Genomic DNA, 16,106 nt, shown 5'->3' with positions numbered 1-16,106 from the left:
GGTTCATGCAAATCGGGCAGCGCTGGTACTAGCAACACTGCTAGGTGGCTATTTCCATTGCTAATGGAATACTTGCATCTTGCATAGACACAAAGGGAAAGGACACGACATGGCAAACGAGTTGATGTGCGAAGCACTGGCGGCAGAACTGGAAGCGCAGCAGGCGGCGCAGGTGTCGGGTGTGAGGCAGTCGGCGCCGCATGAATTACGGCGGTTGCGCATTGCCAAGCGCGAGAGCCAGGAGCGGTTCTGGAGCCGGTTCGGCGTGACCCAGTCCAGCGGCAGCCGCTTCGAGACCGGCCTGGCCGTGCCGGCGCCGGTCGCCATCCTGCTGCGTCTTTATGTCAACGGCAGGCTCAGCGATGGTGATCTTCAGGCGTGATCAGGCCGCAGGAGATCGCCTTGACCACCGCCTGCTGGCGGGTGTTGACGCCGAATTTCTGGCGCACATTCGCCAGGTGAAAATTCACGGTCGCTTCGGAGCAGTTGGTGATGCGGGCGATTTCCCAGGATGACTTGCCCGCCATAACCCATTGCAGTACCTCGAGCTCGCGCCGGGTCAGGCGCGGCAGCTCGGTTTCCGGTTTCGCCTCGCGAAAGCGTGCGGACGAGGCAAAGGCGTAGTCGCGGATCAAGGCCAGCGCCGGCAAGGTCTCGGCCACCGAGCGCACGAAGGACCCGTCGGGGCGCGCGTCGGAAGCAAAACTGATCATGCCCACTTCGCCCTGCGGACCGTGCACCGGCAGGGTGACGCCGCTGCGGATGCCGTGGGCGGTGGCTTCTTCATACAGGGTTCCAGGCACGCCGTCGCCGAACGTGGTCGGCGCCCAGATCAGCGGCAGCGTACTCGACAGGCAGTGGCCGACGGTCGGGTCGACATAGGCGAAACCGTTGCGGTCGTAGCGGTCGCGCCATTCAGTGGAATAATTACTCCGAAGAAACGCATTTTCGAAGCGCACGTGCCGCGTCGGGACGACACCATAGAGCACCTGGTCGAAACCCTGGGCGCGCGCCAGCCCGAAGAAGCGCTCGCTCCATGCCTGGTCGTCCGGGGCTTCCAGTAACTCGATGAGTAAGGCAGTGTCAATCATGGGTCAATGTCGGGACAGCGTAGTCGACATCCTAGACGAGTCCGGTACGTTGAACACTCACCAAATTTAACAGCGTGTATTTATACCCGGCAGTGTGTCGTGGCAATACAACAATCCCCTTCAATCGTGCGCTGCGACTCATCCAGCTACGCTACGCTCCGCCGGATTGCCATCCCAAATTTTCCCTGTTGCAAGATTTGCCACGCGAAAAACGGATGATAGCTATTGACTTGGATTTACACGAGAGTATCTTCTCTGCCATTCAGATGTAACAGTCGCAGGCCTCGCCTCGGCGCCCCCTCTTTTTACCGAACTTAGCGAAACAAGGATTTAGTCGATGAACATCATGACCGACATGGGCGAACAGTTGGACGTCAAGCTGTTGCTGGCAACCCTGATGGCGCTGAAAAAAGGCGATTTCTCGGTACGCATGCCCTCGGACTGGACTGGCGTTTCCGGGAAGATCGCCGATACGCTCAACGACATCATCGAGACCAAGCAGAAGATGGTCGAGACGGTCACCGACGTGTCGCGCGTGGTGGGCCGCGAGGGTCACCTGACCCAGCGCGCCGACCTGCCGGGCGTGGTGGGCGGCTGGAGCACGATCATCAGCTCGGTCAACACCCTCATCGACGACCTTGTGCGCCCGACCACCGAGATGGCGCGCGTCATCGGCGCCGTGGCAAAAGGCGACCTGTCCCAGACCATGGCGCTGGAAGTCGACGGCCACCCGCTGAAAGGCCAGTACCTGCGCGCGGCGATGACCGCGAACACCATGGTGGAACAGCTCTCCTCCTTCTCTTCCGAAGTGACGCGCGTGGCGCGCGAGGTGGGTACCGAAGGTAAACTGGGCGGCCAGGCGCAGGTGAAGGGCGTGGCGGGTACCTGGAAAGACTTGACCGACTCGGTCAACTCGATGGCGGGTAACCTGACGTCCCAGGTGCGTAACATCGCGGAAGTGACCACCGCGGTGGCGAACGGCGACTTGTCGAAAAAGATCACGGTGGACGTGCGCGGCGAGATCCTGCAACTGAAGGACACCATCAACGTCATGGTGGACCAGCTGCGCTCCTTCGCATCGGAAGTCACGCGCGTGGCGCGCGAGGTGGGTACCGAAGGTAAACTCGGCGGCCAGGCTTACGTGCCGGGCGTGGGCGGTACCTGGAAAGACTTGACCGACAACGTGAACTTCATGGCCTCGAACCTGACGGGCCAGGTGCGTAACATCGCGGCCGTGACCACCGCGGTGGCGAACGGCGACTTGTCCAAGAAGATTACCGTGGACGTGAAGGGCGAGATTCTCGAACTGAAGAACACCATTAACGTCATGGTCGACCAGTTGTCCTCGTTCGCATCCGAGGTGACCCGCGTCGCGCGTGAAGTGGGTACCGAGGGCAAGCTGGGCGGCCAGGCGCAGGTGAAGGGCGTCGGCGGCACCTGGAAGGACTTGACCGACTCGGTCAATTCCATGGCGGGTAACCTGACCGGCCAGGTGCGTAACATCGCGGACGTGACCACCGCCGTGGCGAACGGCGACTTGTCCAAGAAAATTACGGTGGACGTGAAGGGCGAGATTCTCGAGCTGAAGAACACCATCAACGTGATGGTCGACCAGCTGAACTCCTTCGCCTCCGAGGTGACGCGCGTGGCGCGAGAGGTGGGTACCGAGGGCCGCCTCGGCGGCCAGGCGAACGTGCCGGGTGTTGCGGGTACCTGGAAAGACTTGACCGACAACGTGAACTTCATGGCGGGTAACCTGACCGGTCAGGTGCGTAACATCGCGGAGGTGACTACCGCGGTGGCGAACGGCGACCTGTCCAAGAAGATTACCGTGGACGTGAAGGGCGAGATTCTCGAGCTGAAGAACACCATTAACGTCATGGTCGACCAGTTGTCTTCGTTCGCATCCGAGGTGACCCGCGTGGCGCGTGAGGTGGGTACCGAAGGCAAGCTGGGCGGCCAGGCCTACGTGCCGGGCGTCGGCGGCACCTGGAAAGACTTGACCGACAACGTGAACTTCATGGCGTCGAACCTGACGGGCCAGGTGCGTAACATCGCGGCGGTGACGACCGCGGTGGCGCGTGGTGACTTGTCCAAGAAGATTACCGTGGACGTGAAGGGCGAGATTCTCGAACTGAAAGACACGATCAACGTCATGGTCGACCAGTTGTCCTCGTTCGCTTCCGAGGTGACGCGCGTCGCGCGTGAGGTGGGAACGGAAGGTAAACTCGGTGGACAGGCAAACGTCTCTGGTGTGGCGGGTACCTGGAAAGACTTGACCGAGAACGTCAACCAGCTGGCGGCAAACCTGACCAACCAGATGCGCGCGATTGGTGAAGTCGCAACCGCGGTGACCCGTGGTGACTTGTCGCGCTCCATTCAGGTGGAAGCGCGCGGTGAGGTGTCCTACCTGAAGGACAACATCAACGAGATGATCCGTAACCTGAAAGAGACCACGCAGAAGAACGCGCAGCAGGATTGGCTCAAGACCAACCTGGCGCGCTTCACGCGCCTGCTGCAGGGCCAGCGCGACTTGCAGGCGGTGACCAAGCTGATCCTGTCCGAGCTGGCGCCGCTGGTGTCGGCCCACCACGGCGTGTTCTACATGATGGACTCGCAGGAAACCGATGCACGCCTGCGCATGATCGCTTCCTACGGCTACCGTTCCAGCCGCAAGCTGCCGACCTCCTTCCTGCCGGGCGAAGGCCTGGTGGGCCAGTGCGCGCTGGAGAAGTCCCGCATCTGGCTGACCGACGTGCCGCGCGATTACATCGTGGTGTCCTCGGGCCTGGGCGCGGCGCCGCCGAACAACATCGTCGTGCTGCCGATCCTGTTCGAGCAGCAGGTCAAGGCGGTCATCGAGATCGCGTCGCTCGACCGCTTCACCGAAACCCACCTGTCCTTCCTCGACCAGCTGATGGAATCGATCGGCGTGGTCCTGAACACCATCGAGGCGAACAGCCGTACCGAGTCGCTGCTGACCCAGTCGCAGTCGCTGGCGCAAGAGCTGCAACAGACCAACCAGGAACTGGCCGAAAAGGCGCGCCTGCTGTCCGAGCAGAACATCGAGGTGGAACGCAAGAACCGCGAGGTGGAGCAGGCCAAGCTGGCGCTGGAAGAAAAGGCGACCCAGCTGGCGCTGTCGTCCAAATATAAATCCGAGTTCCTGGCTAACATGTCTCATGAGCTCCGCACTCCACTGAACTCGCTCCTGATCCTGGCGCAGCAGCTGTCGGATAACCCGGACGGCAACCTGTCCGGCCGCCAGGTGGAATTCGCCAAGACCATCCACGGCTCGGGTTCCGACTTGCTGACCCTGATTAACGACATTCTCGACCTGTCCAAGATCGAATCCGGTACCGTCACCCTGGACGTGTCGGAGTACCGCTTCCTGAACCTGCGCAACTACGTCGACCGCACCTTCCGCCACATGGCCGAAGCCAAGCACCTCGGCTTCCAGGTGGACCTGGCGGACAACCTGCCGACCGCCGTGATGACCGACACCACGCGCCTGCAGCAGGTCTTGAAGAACCTGCTCTCGAACGCGTTCAAGTTCACCAGCCACGGCCAGGTGGAGCTGACCATCAGCCTGGTCAACAGCGGCTGGACCGCGGACCACCCGAACCTGGTGCATGCCGACGCCGTGCTGGCCTTCTCGGTGCGCGACACCGGCGTGGGCATCCCGTCCGACAAGCTGCAGCTGATCTTCGAAGCCTTCCAGCAGGCCGACGGCTCGACCGCCCGCAAATACGGCGGCACCGGCCTTGGCCTGTCGATTTCGCGCGAACTGGCGCGCCTGCTCGGCGGCGAGATCCGCGTCGAATCGATCGTCAACGTCGGTTCGACCTTCACCCTGTATCTGCCGTACAACCGCGCCGGCTTCGTCAACTACGAACAGGCACGCCAGCCGCAACCGGCACGCCTGGCCCCGCCGCCGCAGCAGCAGATCGCCTACCAGCCATCCTCGCAACAACAGGAAGTGGCCACCGTGGACGCCATCACGGACGCCACCGTCGTCGAATACTCGTCGGTGCTGGACGATCGCGGCCTGGTGACCCCGGGCGACCCGTCGGTGCTGATCGTGGAAGACGACGAGCGCTTCGCCAAGGTGCTGCTCGACTTCGCCCGCGAAAAGAACTTCAAGGGCATCGTCACCCAGCGCGGCGACTCGGCGCTGTCGCTGGCGCGCGACTACCTGCCGTCGGCGATCCTGCTCGACATCGACCTGCCGGACATCGACGGCTTCACGGTGCTCGACCGCCTCAAGCGCGACCCGAGCACCCGCCACATCCCGGTGCACGTGATGTCCTCGCTGCGCGAGCGCGAGCGTGCGCTGCGCCAGGGCGCCATCTCTTACCTGAACAAGCCGGTCAGCCGCGAGTCGCTGCAGGAAGAATTCAAGCGCATCCAGAAATTCCTGATGGGCGGCAAACGCTCGCTGCTGGTGGTGGAAGACGACATGGCCCAGCGCGAGTCGATCGTGGCCCTGATCGGCAATACCGACATCCACATGATCACCGTGGACACCGGCGCCTCCGCACTCGAAGCGCTGGAAAGCTCGCACTTCGACTGCATGGTGCTGGACTTGACCCTGCCGGACATCTCGGGCTTCGACCTGCTGGACCGAATCGGCGCCAACGAGCGGTTGCGCGACCTGCCGGTCGTGATCTACACCGCCAAGGAGCTCTCGCGCAAGGAAGTCACGAAGCTCAAGCGCTATGCCAAGACCATCGTGATGAAGGACGCCAGATCACCGGAACGCCTGCTGGACGAGACCGCGCTGTTCCTGCACCGCTCGCAGGCCAGCCTGCCGGAGAACCAGCGCCGCATGCTGGAAGAGATCCACGCGCTCGACGGCGGCCTGGCCGGACGTAAAGTGCTGATCGTCGACGATGACCTGCGCAACATCTTCGCCCTGTCCACGCTGCTGGAGCGCCAGCAGATGCAGGTGCTGTTCGCCGAGAACGGCCGCGACGGCATCGAGGTGCTGGAAAAGGATCCGACCATCGAGATCGTCCTGATGGACATCATGATGCCGGAGATGGACGGCTACGACACGATGCGGGCGATCCGCCGCATTCCGAAGTTCCGCTCGCTGCCGATCATTACCCTGACCGCCAAGGCCATGAAGGGTGACCGCGACAAGTGCATCGCCGCCGGCGCTTCCGACTACATCACCAAGCCGGTGGATGTGGCGCAGCTGCTGTCGATGATGCGGGTTTGGCTCCACTAATGGGCGAGCTGAGCGCCTGGAGCGGATTTGCCGCCGCCCAGGCGACCGAGGAACTCGAGATCGAGCTGCTGCTGGAAGCGCTGTACCAGCGCTTCGGCGCCGATTTCCGTGGCTATGGACGCACCCGGCTGCGCGAGAAGCTGCTGCTGCTCCTGCAGCAGCGCGAGCTGGCGACCATCTCGCGGCTGCAGGAAGCCGTGCTGCACCAGGCCGGCGTGGCGATGGACGTGGTGCGCGCGCTGGCGGTGCCTTCGGCGCCACTGTTCGACCAGCCGCTCGAGACGCGCAGGCTGCGCATGGCGCTGGGCGACAGCCTGCGCCCGACCGCCCTGCCCAGGGTATGGCTGGCCGAGCCGGGCGGCGTGTGCGAGGCCTGGACGCTGGCGATCCTGCTGGCCGAGGAAAAGCTGTACGCGCGCACCGAGGTGTTCGCCACCCTGGCCAGCGAGGACCTGCTGGCCGAGGCGCGCGACGCCACGGTGCCGGCCGCGCAGTTAGAGGCCGCGCAGCGCAACTACGAGGAAAGCGGGGGCAGCGGCCGCCTGGCCGACTATTTCGAGGTATCCGGCGGCGAAGCGCGCCTGCTGGGCCGCTTGCGCGAACGCATCACCTGGGCGCAGTACAGCCTGGTGACCGACGCCTCGTTCAACGAATTCCACGCCATCATCTGCCGCCGCGCCCTGCCCGACTTCGGCCCGGTGCTGCGCCAGCGCGTGCTGCGCCTGTTCCACGACAGCCTGTCGCTGTTCGGGGTGCTGGGACTGGACCGCCCGCTGGCGCCGACGGATGTGATCGCGGGGGAATACCTGCCCTTGTTCGAGGGTGGTGGGTGGTACAAACGGATCCGGTGATGCTGTAGGGTGGGCGGGTCTCCCGCCCGCGCGTTCAAACCAAAATGGCTCCGTCGAACGGCGGTGCTACCCACATACTGGTTGAACGCGTGGGCGGAATCCGCCCACCCTACGGTCCAACGATGATTCTTATTCCCCGATACGCTCCACCATCCGGTCCCGCCACGCCTGCAAATTCGCCATCCCCTCCGCACCCGGACGGAACCGCAGCAGTCCTCGCGCAAACTCCAGCGCACAAAACGCCGTGATGTCGGCAATCGTGAACCGCTCCCCCGCCACATACGGCTGCTTGCCCAATTCCCCATCCAGCCAGCGCGCCGTCGACCGCATCTTTTGCCCCTGCGCCGCCCCGAACTCGGGAAACTGCGGCTGCTCCAGCACGGCCAGCCCCGGATGCGTATGGCGCACGCACAGCGCGATCTCCAGCATCAGATGCAGCTCCATGCGGCGGTCGGCCATCTCGATGAAGGCCCGCTCCGTCGCATCCACCCCCATCAGGTTCGGTTCCGGATACAGGCCTTCGAGATAGGTGCAGATCGCGCGCGTTTCGCTCAGCGCGCGGCCGTCGTCCAGCACCAGCACCGGCACCCGCGCCAGCGGGTTCAGGGCCAGGAATTCGCCGGCCCGATGGGCCCCGCTATTGAGGTCGACGTCGACCAGCTCGATGCCGGTAATGCCCTTGGCCGCCATGAACAGGGTGACGCGGCGCGGGTTGGGCGCGCGGGGGCTGGTGTACAGGCGCATGGGTTTCCTTGGCAGTAGAGGGCACAGGCGGCCATGATAGCCGCTTTCGCCGCCACCTTCAGGCCGGCTCGGCCAGCGCCACCAGACCCGCCAACCGGCGCTCGGCCGCGATCCAGGCGTCGATGCTGCCGGCGCAGCTGGGCGGCAGGTGCAGGCCCAGCTTGCTGCGGCGCCAGAGGATGTCGTCGGCGCAGCTGGCCCATTCCTGCCCCACCAGGTAGCGCAGCTCGGCGGCGTACAGCCCGGGCGCGACTTCTTCGCCCAGGTCGTCGAGGCAGGCGGCCCCCGCCAGCAAGGCCTCGACCCGGGTGCCGTAGGCGCGCGCCCAGCGCAGGCACAGCGCGGGCGGCAGCCAGTCGTGGCGGCGCTGGAGGGCGGCGACCCAGCGGTCGAATTCGAGCACGCCGCGGCTATCCGGCGTGCTGCCGAACAGGTCGCCGCCCGGCAGCAGCGCGTTGGCGGTCCATGCCGGCCGGGCGTTGCCCAGGACCGGGCCGATCCAGTCGACCGCCTGCTCGGCCAGCTTGCGGTAGGTCGTGATCTTGCCGCCCATGACCGACAGGAGCGGCGCGCCGGCGGTATCCTGCGCCAGCACGTAGTCGCGCGTGGCCGCGGCGGCGCTGGCCGCGTCGTCTTCGAGCAGCGGGCGCACGCCGGAATAGCTCCACACGACGTCGGAAGGCCAGACCTGGCGCCGGAAATAGCGGTTGGCCAGCTCGCACAGGTAGCTGGTCTCCGGGCTCGAGATCCCGACCTCATCCAGCTCGCCCTGGAACTCGACGTCCGTGGTGCCGATCAGGGTAAACGCGCCTTCATAGGGCATGGCGAAGACGATGCGCCCGTCCGGGTGCTGGAAGATATAGGCGTAGCTGTGGTCGAACAGGCGCGGCACCACGATGTGGCTGCCCTTGACCAGGCGCAGCCGGCGCCTGGGCGCGACGCCGGTCGCGACCTGGGCGACGCGCGCGGCCCAGGGCCCGGCGGCGTTGACCAGGCAGCGCGCCTTGACGCGGCGGCTGCTCTCGCCCTGCACCAGGGTGGCCATCCAGTGCGCCGGGTGGCGCTCGAAGCCGGTGGCACGGGTGTGGGTGAGCACGGTGGCGCCGCGTTCGCGCGCGTCGAGCGCGTTGAGCACGACCAGCCGGGCGTCGTCGACCCAGCCGTCGGAATACACGAAACCGCGCGTGAAGGCGGGTTTGAGCGGGCCGCCGGCGCGGTGCCCGACCAGGTCGACGGCGCTGGAACCGGGCAGGAATTCGCGCGGCGCCAGGCGGTCGTAGAGGAACAGGCCGGCGCGGATCAGCCAGGCGGGACGCTGGCCGACGTCGTGGGGCATGACGAAGCGCAGCGGGTGCATAATGTGGGGCGCGCTGCGTAGCAGCAGCTCGCGCTCGGCCAGGGCCTTGCGCACCAGGGCGAACTCGCGGTGCTCGAGGTAGCGCAGGCCGCCGTGGATCAGCTTGCTGGACGACGAGGAAGTATGGGCGCCGAGGTCGTCCTTGTCGCACAGGATCACCTTCATGCCGCGCCCGGCCGCATCGCGTGCAATGCCGGCGCCGTTGATGCCGCCGCCTACGACCAGCAGGTCACACTCCCATTGCTTGCCGTCATCCCTGTCGCCATTGTCCACGTCGCCTCCTGTGCGCGGGCAACCCGCCCCCAACCGGTCCAGTGTAGGAGCCCGGCCTTGGGAAGTCTTTGCTTATATCAATTATGCGCAGAATCCAGCCGCCGTGTGCGAAATTGCCACAGCCCTGGAAAAAGGACCTTGCGCATGAGCGGCGGGCCAGTGTGTAGAATTGGCGGTTTGATCACGACACAGGAAGATGCAATGGTGGAGGATGTGCGCGCCTGGGTGCGCATGCCGTCTGGTAAACGGCTGGACCTGCTCAACCCCACGCCCTTCGATTGGGACGACGCCGACCTGGCGCTGGGGCTGGCCCGTACCTATCGCTGGGGCGGGCATTCGGCCTGGCCGCTGTTATGGCCCACGATCTACTCATAACAATTCCCCCCGTAATGGCGATCCGCGACGCCTAAATGCGCGATTTTGCGTGCACTTCGCCCGCCAGCAACCGTCAACTCCACTACGATGCTACCGGCATAACAATTGCTTTTCAGAAAGTAAAGGCCGGCACAGATGAGGAGCAGGGGAAGATGATGAGTCACGCACGTATATGGGCTAGATTTAAGCTGGACGTTACCGGTAATGTGATCCGCTTACCTATAATCCTTACATTAAAAGATCAGCAGCCAGCACCACTAGAGGCGCTGCTTCGTTTCTTTTTAGTCCGGCACCACGATCGAAGTCACTCCTGGATGATCAAGTTATGCGAGATTGTGGGGCAATTGATCGACTATATCGAAGTAAATTATTTGCTTAAAAAGCCTGTTCACCTTTTCGAAGGTTTCGTGGGTGCTTTGTATAATGGAACTTTTGACGAGCATGGTGACGATCCAAGCGGACTGAGCTGGCTGCCTTCTAATTCTTCTACAATTAATCCAAAGTTTTCTCTGGAATGGCGTCGTTATGGAAAATCCGACCCGCCCCGGCGAAGCCCTTGTCCGTATATACCATCCTGTTGAAGGACAGGCACCCGCAACTCCCAAAGTTAACGGCCGTCGCGCTCCCAATCGCCAAGCCTATCTACGCACTTTCTTCCCTTTATGAAAAACGTACCGCCCCTTTGAGCGAAACAGTCACAAGAGTTGAATTATTGCTTGAGCAGGAATTGGCGGCTTTACGAGACGCGCTCAGCTTGGAGACAATGCAAAGACATGGCTGGACCACTAATACAGAGAACGGCGCAGTCAGCAAAGGCCCTTTCACTGTCTTTAAGCCGGGCTTCGCGACAGCTATCAGTAAAATTCTGCGAACATTTAAGTCAGAATGAAGAATTTATTACGACCATTACAAAGGACCATTGAGTGCTCGCAGGAGAAATCGTTTCGTTCACTAGCTAGGCTTTCGCGATCGTCGAGCTGCAAGCTTATTGAAATCACGTCATCACGGCGCAGAACATACTATAGGTCGGCCGTACCGCGAGCGACTCTCCATAAACAACCTTATATGGCGACCTTTGGTGAAGAAGGTTTTGCCATATGCCTCAGTTCTTCGAAACGCTGCAAAAACAATAAGTATGCCTTATCGGGCCCCACTGGAACGATTTTAGATGAATGGGGGTTGGGAAGGTGCCCCCACTCTAGCCATGCCGGGGGCAGCAAATCCCGCAATTCTGTCGCCATTGAGACAAGATCGGCATTTTTTATTAATGGATGGTCGTCATCGAAGCCGAAACGGCGACGTAATGCGTTCTTCACTGGCTCAATATGCGATTTGACGTATTCACGCCCCAACATCACCTTCACAGGAGATGGCCAATCGCCTAGGAACTCTTCACAATCGTGTAGCAGCGCAGCATAAGCAAGGGATTCCGGAACAAGACGAGAGACCATAACTGAGTGCTCGGCAACTGAATACCAAGGCCTTGCAGCGCCGCCCCACCGAGGTTGCGAGGATAGACATAGGGCGATGTCAGAAATCGGCAATCCAGTGGCGTCCGGAGCTTGCAAATCAAGTACGTACCCCGATGGTAGCAAAATTGACGTACGTCCATCTGGTTTATCTAATAGGTCAAGTTGCATTGTGTAATGTTACTGTGTCAGTAGTGGTATCGCTCTGTATCCAGCAGAAAAGCTGTGCCTGATGCCTTGTGGAGTCCAAGTTCTGTCGTCATCCTACATAGCCATAGTATCGTCGAACTGAAAAGTTTGGTGTGAGACGATAGAAATCGTCTGGAAGGCCCTTTGGTCTAGAAGGGTTGCCCGCAGGGTCACCGCCGATACGGGAACGCCACCTGCATGTTCTGGCCAGTAGCGGCTCGCCGCGGTCGACACGGGTGGTCCAAGCGGTTGGCGAGCGATACTGCCAGTCGCAGCCAGTCGCCGCGTCCGCTCGTAGGGTGGATACTACCAGGCTGCTTATCGCGGGACTTGAACGGCGTGCCGCCGGTAGTGGACATATCGTCTTGGCTGATGAGGTGGAATACGGATTGCAACCGCACCGGCTTATTCGTTTCCTGGGATCGCTCGGGGCAAAGGATGCGCTCCCTCCTTTGCAGGCATTCCTAACGATCCACTCCCCTGTCGCACTTCAGGAGCTCCGGGGCAACCAGTTGTTCGTCGTGCGCGAGATTGACGGCCAACACGATGTGCGGGCCGTTGGGACCGCGAATGACATCCAGGGCACGATCAGGTGCTTCCCTGAAGCGTTCCTAGCGCGATCTGTGATCGCGTGCGAAGGTGCGAGCGAGATTGGCTTCATTCGTGGTATCGACCAGCTCCGCACGGAGTTCGGACAGCCATCGTTGAGTGCACTCGGCGTCGCCACATTCGACTGCGGCGGCCGCACAGCGGATACCCCGTATGAACGCGCATCTGTTTTGCAGCGACTCGGCTATCGGGCGATGGTGTTTCGAGACAACGATAAGCCCCCTACCGCGGCCATTGAGGATGCTTTCCTCCTGAACGGGGGCTCGGTCCTTACCTGGCCTGAAGGTCGCGCGCTCGAAGATGAGTTATTTTCAAGTCTTCCTGTCTCCGCGTGTGTCGCGCTGATTACCTACGCGGTGGAACTCCACGGCGAAAAAGTCGAGGAACAAGTCCGGACCATATTGCGGAACGACCTGAATCTGGCCGCAGTGTGGGCGGAAGCCCAAGCAGGTAATCTGTCGCCGCTAACGAGATCTTTGCTTGGGCGAGCGGCACGAACGCGCAAGAATGGGTGGTTCAAATCAATCAGCTGGATGGAACACGTGAGCCGTCATATCGTTTGTCCGGTGTGGGAGCAATGCGCCCCTGATATCCAGGCGCGCATCAGCAATGTCTTCGCTTGGGCTGCGCATGGATAAGGCGGGAGTAAACCTGCTGTCCGTCGTCCGCGGTTCAATTACGGCGCCTGCTGACTGCGGAAAAACCGAACTGATTAAGACAGCGTTATGTAACCACCATGCACGTAAGCCTGTCCTGATCCTGACACATACGAATGCTGGAGTCGCCGCCTTGCGTGCCCGGCTCGAACTGTCGCGGGTCTCGTCTGCAGCCTACCGCTTGGCGACCATTGATGGATGGGCCATGCGAATCATCGGAAAGTTTCCGACTCGTAGCGGCCATGACGCCAGCATCCTTCTGCTGGACACGCCGTGGCAGGACTACCCTGCAATCCGCGACGCTGCTTGGCGACTTCTTCGGTCCGGCCATCTCGACGATGTCCTAGTGTCGAGGTACTCGCATGTCATCGTTGACGAGTATCAGGACTGCTCCCTGTCGCAACACTACATCGTCGAGGGCCTCGCCCGTCTGCTCCCGACCTGCGTGCTTGGTGATCCGCTGCAGGCGATTTTTGACTTTGGCGGCGAACTGGTTCACTGGGAGCGTGACGTCTTGACGTCCTTTCCGTCCATGGGCACGCTGGGAACGCCCTGGCGGTGGCGTAATGCGAACGCGGAAGAGTTTGGAAATTGGCTCCTTCAGATCCGGGCGGCCTTGATAGCCGGAGAGCCAGTCGACTTACGGCATGCGCCGCCTCATGTGCGTTGGGTGCAGACCGGATCAGCAGATGACCATAGGGTGCGGCTGTCTGCCGCTCAAACGGCGTCACCTGTTCCCCAAGGGCGCGTTCTTGTCATCGGCGACGCAAGAAATCCACGCGGCCAACGAGAGCTTGCCAGTCAAACTCCTGGCGCCATCACCGTCGAAGCTGTAGATCTCGGGGATCTGATGAGCTTCAGCAGGAGTTTTGCACTTAATAGCCCGCAGGTGTTCGACACCTTGATCAATTTCGCCGGATCCGTGATGACAAACCTCGGTGCTGCCGAAATCCGCCGGCGCTTCGATGCGCTGCGCCGCGGTACAGCGCGAAATGCACCGACACCCACCGAGCAAGAATCGCTCGATTTCGCTTCGACACCTTCGTTTGTGCGGGCCGCAAAGGTTCTTGAGGCATGGTGCGCCGAGCCCAATGTTCGCTCGCATCGCCCCGCGATATTTTACGCTGCCCTCAAGGCGCTGCGCCTCGCTGGGTCTGGGACATGCGACCTGCGGCAGGCTGTTGTTCGGACGCGCGAAGAAAGCAGGTTCAAGGGACGACCGTTACCACGAAGGGCCGTCGGAAGCACCCTTCTCCTCAAGGGGCTGGAGGCGGAGGTCGCCGTGATTTGGGATGCGACGACGTTAAATGCTGCCAATTTGTATGTGGCGATGACACGTGGGTCGATGGGCCTGGTCGTGTGCAGTCCGACCCCTATCCTGAATTCACCACGCGCTTAGCGCGTAGCCGATTTCGACATGCATCTGCATGCGCAAAAACTGGTGCATTGCAAGAAATAGAGTGATTAAGCGAGATAACCATTACGTTCCACATAGTTACCTGAAGCGCTGGGCGGATGACGAAGGCGAGGTCTGGTCGTACCGGATCCTGGTGCCACACGTGAAATCGAGTCTGTGGAAAGTGCACTCGCCAAAGAGCCTTGGATATCACCTGCACCTCTACACGCATATGGCCGCGAGCGGGGAAAGTGACGAGATCGAGCGGTGGTTCGATACTGCGTTCGAATCCCCTGCGGGGCGTTCTCTTCAACGCGCGGTAACCGATCGAAGGCTAAGTTCTGAAGACTGGAGGCTGCTGGTCCGTTTTTTGGCTGCACAGGATGTTCGGACCCCTGCCCGACTGATCAAACGGCTGCGGGACTGGCAAGAGAACTTGCAGCCTCTCGTCAGCGAGATTGCAAGGGACGCAGTTCAAGAACTCGAGGAGGCAAAACGCTCTGGAATCCCACTCGTTGTCGGAGAACCGGAAGCCGGTGAGGCGCTGTTCCCGGTGCGTACGTTGGTCGAGATCCAACCCGGACAAGAGTCTGGCCTTCTTCGTGTCGAAGCGTCCGTGGGCCGTAGCCTCTGGCTATGGAGCCTCAGGCACTTGCTAACCAAGACGCTCAACGTCCTTCATAAGCATCGGTGGACGATTCTTCGCAGTCCACCTGGGATCGAATGGCTCAATAGCGACAACCCTGTCGTGCGGCTGAACCATCATAGCGGCCAACGTTATGATGTCGGTGGTGGATGGAACAGTCCCGGTACAGAAATCTTCATGCAATTAAGTCCGACCCACCTTTTGTTCACGCACATCGGGCCTGAACCACCGTTGCTACGTGGGACGACGGTGTCGGTCGATTTTGCGATGCAAATACAAAAATTCACGGTCGAGCATGCGTATCGCTATGTCTTCGGGCGTTCCGCTGACGTCCATGCGGCCCTGTGGCGGCCGCGTATCGTCGATCGGCAGGGATTCCATGCTGAGGCCGAGCAATGGAAGTCATGGAACGGTGTTCAATCCGAAGCAGAGCGCGAAATTTTTGGAGGACGAGAAGTGTAGGCCGCTGATGCACTCCATTTCGCAAAAACTCAGCTCTTGACCTTCCCACCGTTGGAAGCCGTATGCTTCTTCTCACATTTTAAACAAGGAGGTTTGCATGGATTTCCACATTGAAAACATGACCTGCGGTTGTTGTGCGCGCGGCGTCACGAGGGCTATTCAATCGGTTGACGCGAATGCACAGGTAACCGCTGATCCGCCGAAGCGTACCGTGCAAGTTGTGGCCTCTGCTACACGCGCTCAGATCGAGCACGCTCTGACCGAAGCAGGTTTTCCGCCACAGGCTTTATAACGTCCCTGCCCCGGCCGAGGTGGACGTCCGGCAATACGGACCTCATCCTCGGCGGGGGCCTGTTGTGGCGTTCGCTAAAAGCCGCGGTTCCCAAGCCATGCAACCGGGAGCCCGGTTCCAGTTACTTTCCAGCTGATGCCATGCTGCGGAAGACGGACGTCATGCCTGGTTGCAGCTGAGATTTCGCATCACCCTCGTCAGGATGTTCGAGCTTAGCCAAGATCGGACAATCCGGTCTCTCATCACCTGCGCAACAGCTGACCAGCTGCTGCAAGGTGTCCTCCATTTCCCGTAGACTTTCAATCCGCTTTTCAAGCTCGACAATGTGGGCCTGCGCCAAACGTTTGACGTCGGCGCTTTGCCATGCGTGATCGCTCCACAAGCTGAGCAATTCCCCACTCTCCGCCACCGAAAACCCGAGATCCCTCGCACGACGAATGAAACCCAGGCGGTGCACATAGTT

Annotated in this window: 14 protein-coding genes and 1 pseudogene; 10 read left to right on the top strand and 5 right to left on the bottom strand. The window is 61.3% G+C overall.

All coding sequences use genetic code 11. The features are described 5' to 3' along the window. The first annotated feature begins 109 nt into the window (after positions 1-109). Positions 110-382, top strand: coding sequence for a helix-turn-helix domain-containing protein (locus tag AC56LR_RS09770; protein WP_497129862.1), 273 nt, complete (start codon positions 110-112; stop codon positions 380-382). Here AC56LR_RS09770 and AC56LR_RS09765 read toward each other — a convergent pair. Further along, on the bottom strand, positions 357-1,091 hold the full coding sequence (locus tag AC56LR_RS09765; RefSeq protein ID WP_497129860.1) for a helix-turn-helix transcriptional regulator: 735 nt from the start codon (positions 1,089-1,091) through the stop codon (positions 357-359). The genes AC56LR_RS09770 and AC56LR_RS09765 overlap by 26 nt on opposite strands. Before the next feature lie 337 nt (positions 1,092-1,428). On the opposite strand from AC56LR_RS09765, the gene AC56LR_RS09760 reads away from it, so the two are divergent. Then, positions 1,429-6,324, top strand: coding sequence for a HAMP domain-containing protein (locus AC56LR_RS09760; RefSeq protein ID WP_497129858.1), 4,896 nt, complete (start codon positions 1,429-1,431; stop codon positions 6,322-6,324). Then, entirely contained in the window at positions 6,324-7,175 is an 852-nt protein-coding gene (locus tag AC56LR_RS09755; protein WP_497129857.1) for a CheR family methyltransferase, read from the top strand. The genes AC56LR_RS09760 and AC56LR_RS09755 overlap by 1 nt, the downstream gene beginning before the upstream one ends. Before the next feature lie 129 nt (positions 7,176-7,304). On the opposite strand, the gene AC56LR_RS09750 is transcribed toward AC56LR_RS09755, so the two are convergent. Together AC56LR_RS09750 and glpD are read right to left on the bottom strand one after the other, a co-directional pair. Then, a complete protein-coding gene (locus AC56LR_RS09750) occupies positions 7,305-7,919 on the bottom strand; it encodes a glutathione S-transferase family protein (protein WP_497129856.1) in 615 nt (204 codons plus the stop codon). Between the two features lie 58 nt (positions 7,920-7,977). Beyond that, positions 7,978-9,549 carry a glycerol-3-phosphate dehydrogenase gene (gene glpD, locus AC56LR_RS09745; protein WP_497129855.1) on the bottom strand — a complete coding sequence of 524 codons (1,572 nt, stop codon included), beginning with the start codon at positions 9,547-9,549 and terminating at the stop codon, positions 7,978-7,980. A 231-nt stretch (positions 9,550-9,780) separates the two neighbouring features. Between glpD and AC56LR_RS09740 the strand changes: the two are divergent. The 3 genes and pseudogenes from AC56LR_RS09740 to gmtX all read left to right on the top strand — a co-directional run. Continuing rightward, positions 9,781-9,900 (top strand): annotated as a pseudogene (locus AC56LR_RS09740) (phosphohydrolase); the annotation flags it as partial. Between the two features lie 59 nt (positions 9,901-9,959). Continuing rightward, positions 9,960-10,505, top strand: coding sequence for a hypothetical protein (locus AC56LR_RS09735; RefSeq protein WP_497129999.1), 546 nt, complete (start codon positions 9,960-9,962; stop codon positions 10,503-10,505). Next, positions 10,439-10,813, top strand: coding sequence for a gamma-mobile-trio protein GmtX (gmtX, locus tag AC56LR_RS09730; RefSeq protein WP_497129853.1), 375 nt, complete (start codon positions 10,439-10,441; stop codon positions 10,811-10,813). Before AC56LR_RS09735 ends, gmtX begins: the two co-directional genes overlap by 67 nt. Before the next feature lie 172 nt (positions 10,814-10,985). Here the strand turns inward: gmtX and AC56LR_RS09725 are convergent, their stop codons facing one another. Beyond that, positions 10,986-11,375: a hypothetical protein gene (locus AC56LR_RS09725; RefSeq protein ID WP_497129852.1), complete on the bottom strand. Its 390-nt coding sequence runs from the start codon at positions 11,373-11,375 to the stop codon at positions 10,986-10,988. Positions 11,376-11,947: 572 nt separating this feature from the next. Here AC56LR_RS09725 and AC56LR_RS09720 point away from each other — a divergent pair. The 4 genes from AC56LR_RS09720 to AC56LR_RS09705 all read left to right on the top strand — a co-directional run bounded on the left by AC56LR_RS09720 (position 11,948) and on the right by AC56LR_RS09705 (position 15,643). Then, on the top strand, positions 11,948-12,829 hold the full coding sequence (locus tag AC56LR_RS09720) for a toprim domain-containing protein (protein WP_497129850.1): 882 nt from the start codon (positions 11,948-11,950) through the stop codon (positions 12,827-12,829). Beyond that, positions 12,801-14,246, top strand: a complete 1,446-nt coding sequence (locus AC56LR_RS09715; protein ID WP_497129848.1) for a UvrD-helicase domain-containing protein — start codon at positions 12,801-12,803, stop codon at positions 14,244-14,246. The genes AC56LR_RS09720 and AC56LR_RS09715 overlap by 29 nt, the downstream gene beginning before the upstream one ends. Before the next feature lie 28 nt (positions 14,247-14,274). Beyond that, positions 14,275-15,351, top strand: coding sequence for a DUF4238 domain-containing protein (locus AC56LR_RS09710; RefSeq protein WP_497129847.1), 1,077 nt, complete (start codon positions 14,275-14,277; stop codon positions 15,349-15,351). Positions 15,352-15,448: 97 nt separating this feature from the next. Then, the gene (locus tag AC56LR_RS09705) at positions 15,449-15,643 is read left to right on the top strand and encodes a heavy-metal-associated domain-containing protein (RefSeq protein ID WP_497129846.1); all 195 of its coding nucleotides are present in this window, start codon (positions 15,449-15,451) and stop codon (positions 15,641-15,643) included. Positions 15,644-15,764: 121 nt separating this feature from the next. Here the strand turns inward: AC56LR_RS09705 and AC56LR_RS09700 are convergent, their stop codons facing one another. Then, on the bottom strand, positions 15,765-16,100 hold the full coding sequence (locus AC56LR_RS09700) for a MerR family DNA-binding protein (protein WP_497129844.1): 336 nt from the start codon (positions 16,098-16,100) through the stop codon (positions 15,765-15,767). Positions 16,101-16,106 lie beyond the last annotated feature (6 nt).

The organism is Telluria sp. ZT3P39 (genome assembly GCF_059685935.1).
Note: the sequence above shows the minus strand (reverse complement) of the source record. Positions and strands in the feature narration are given on the sequence as shown.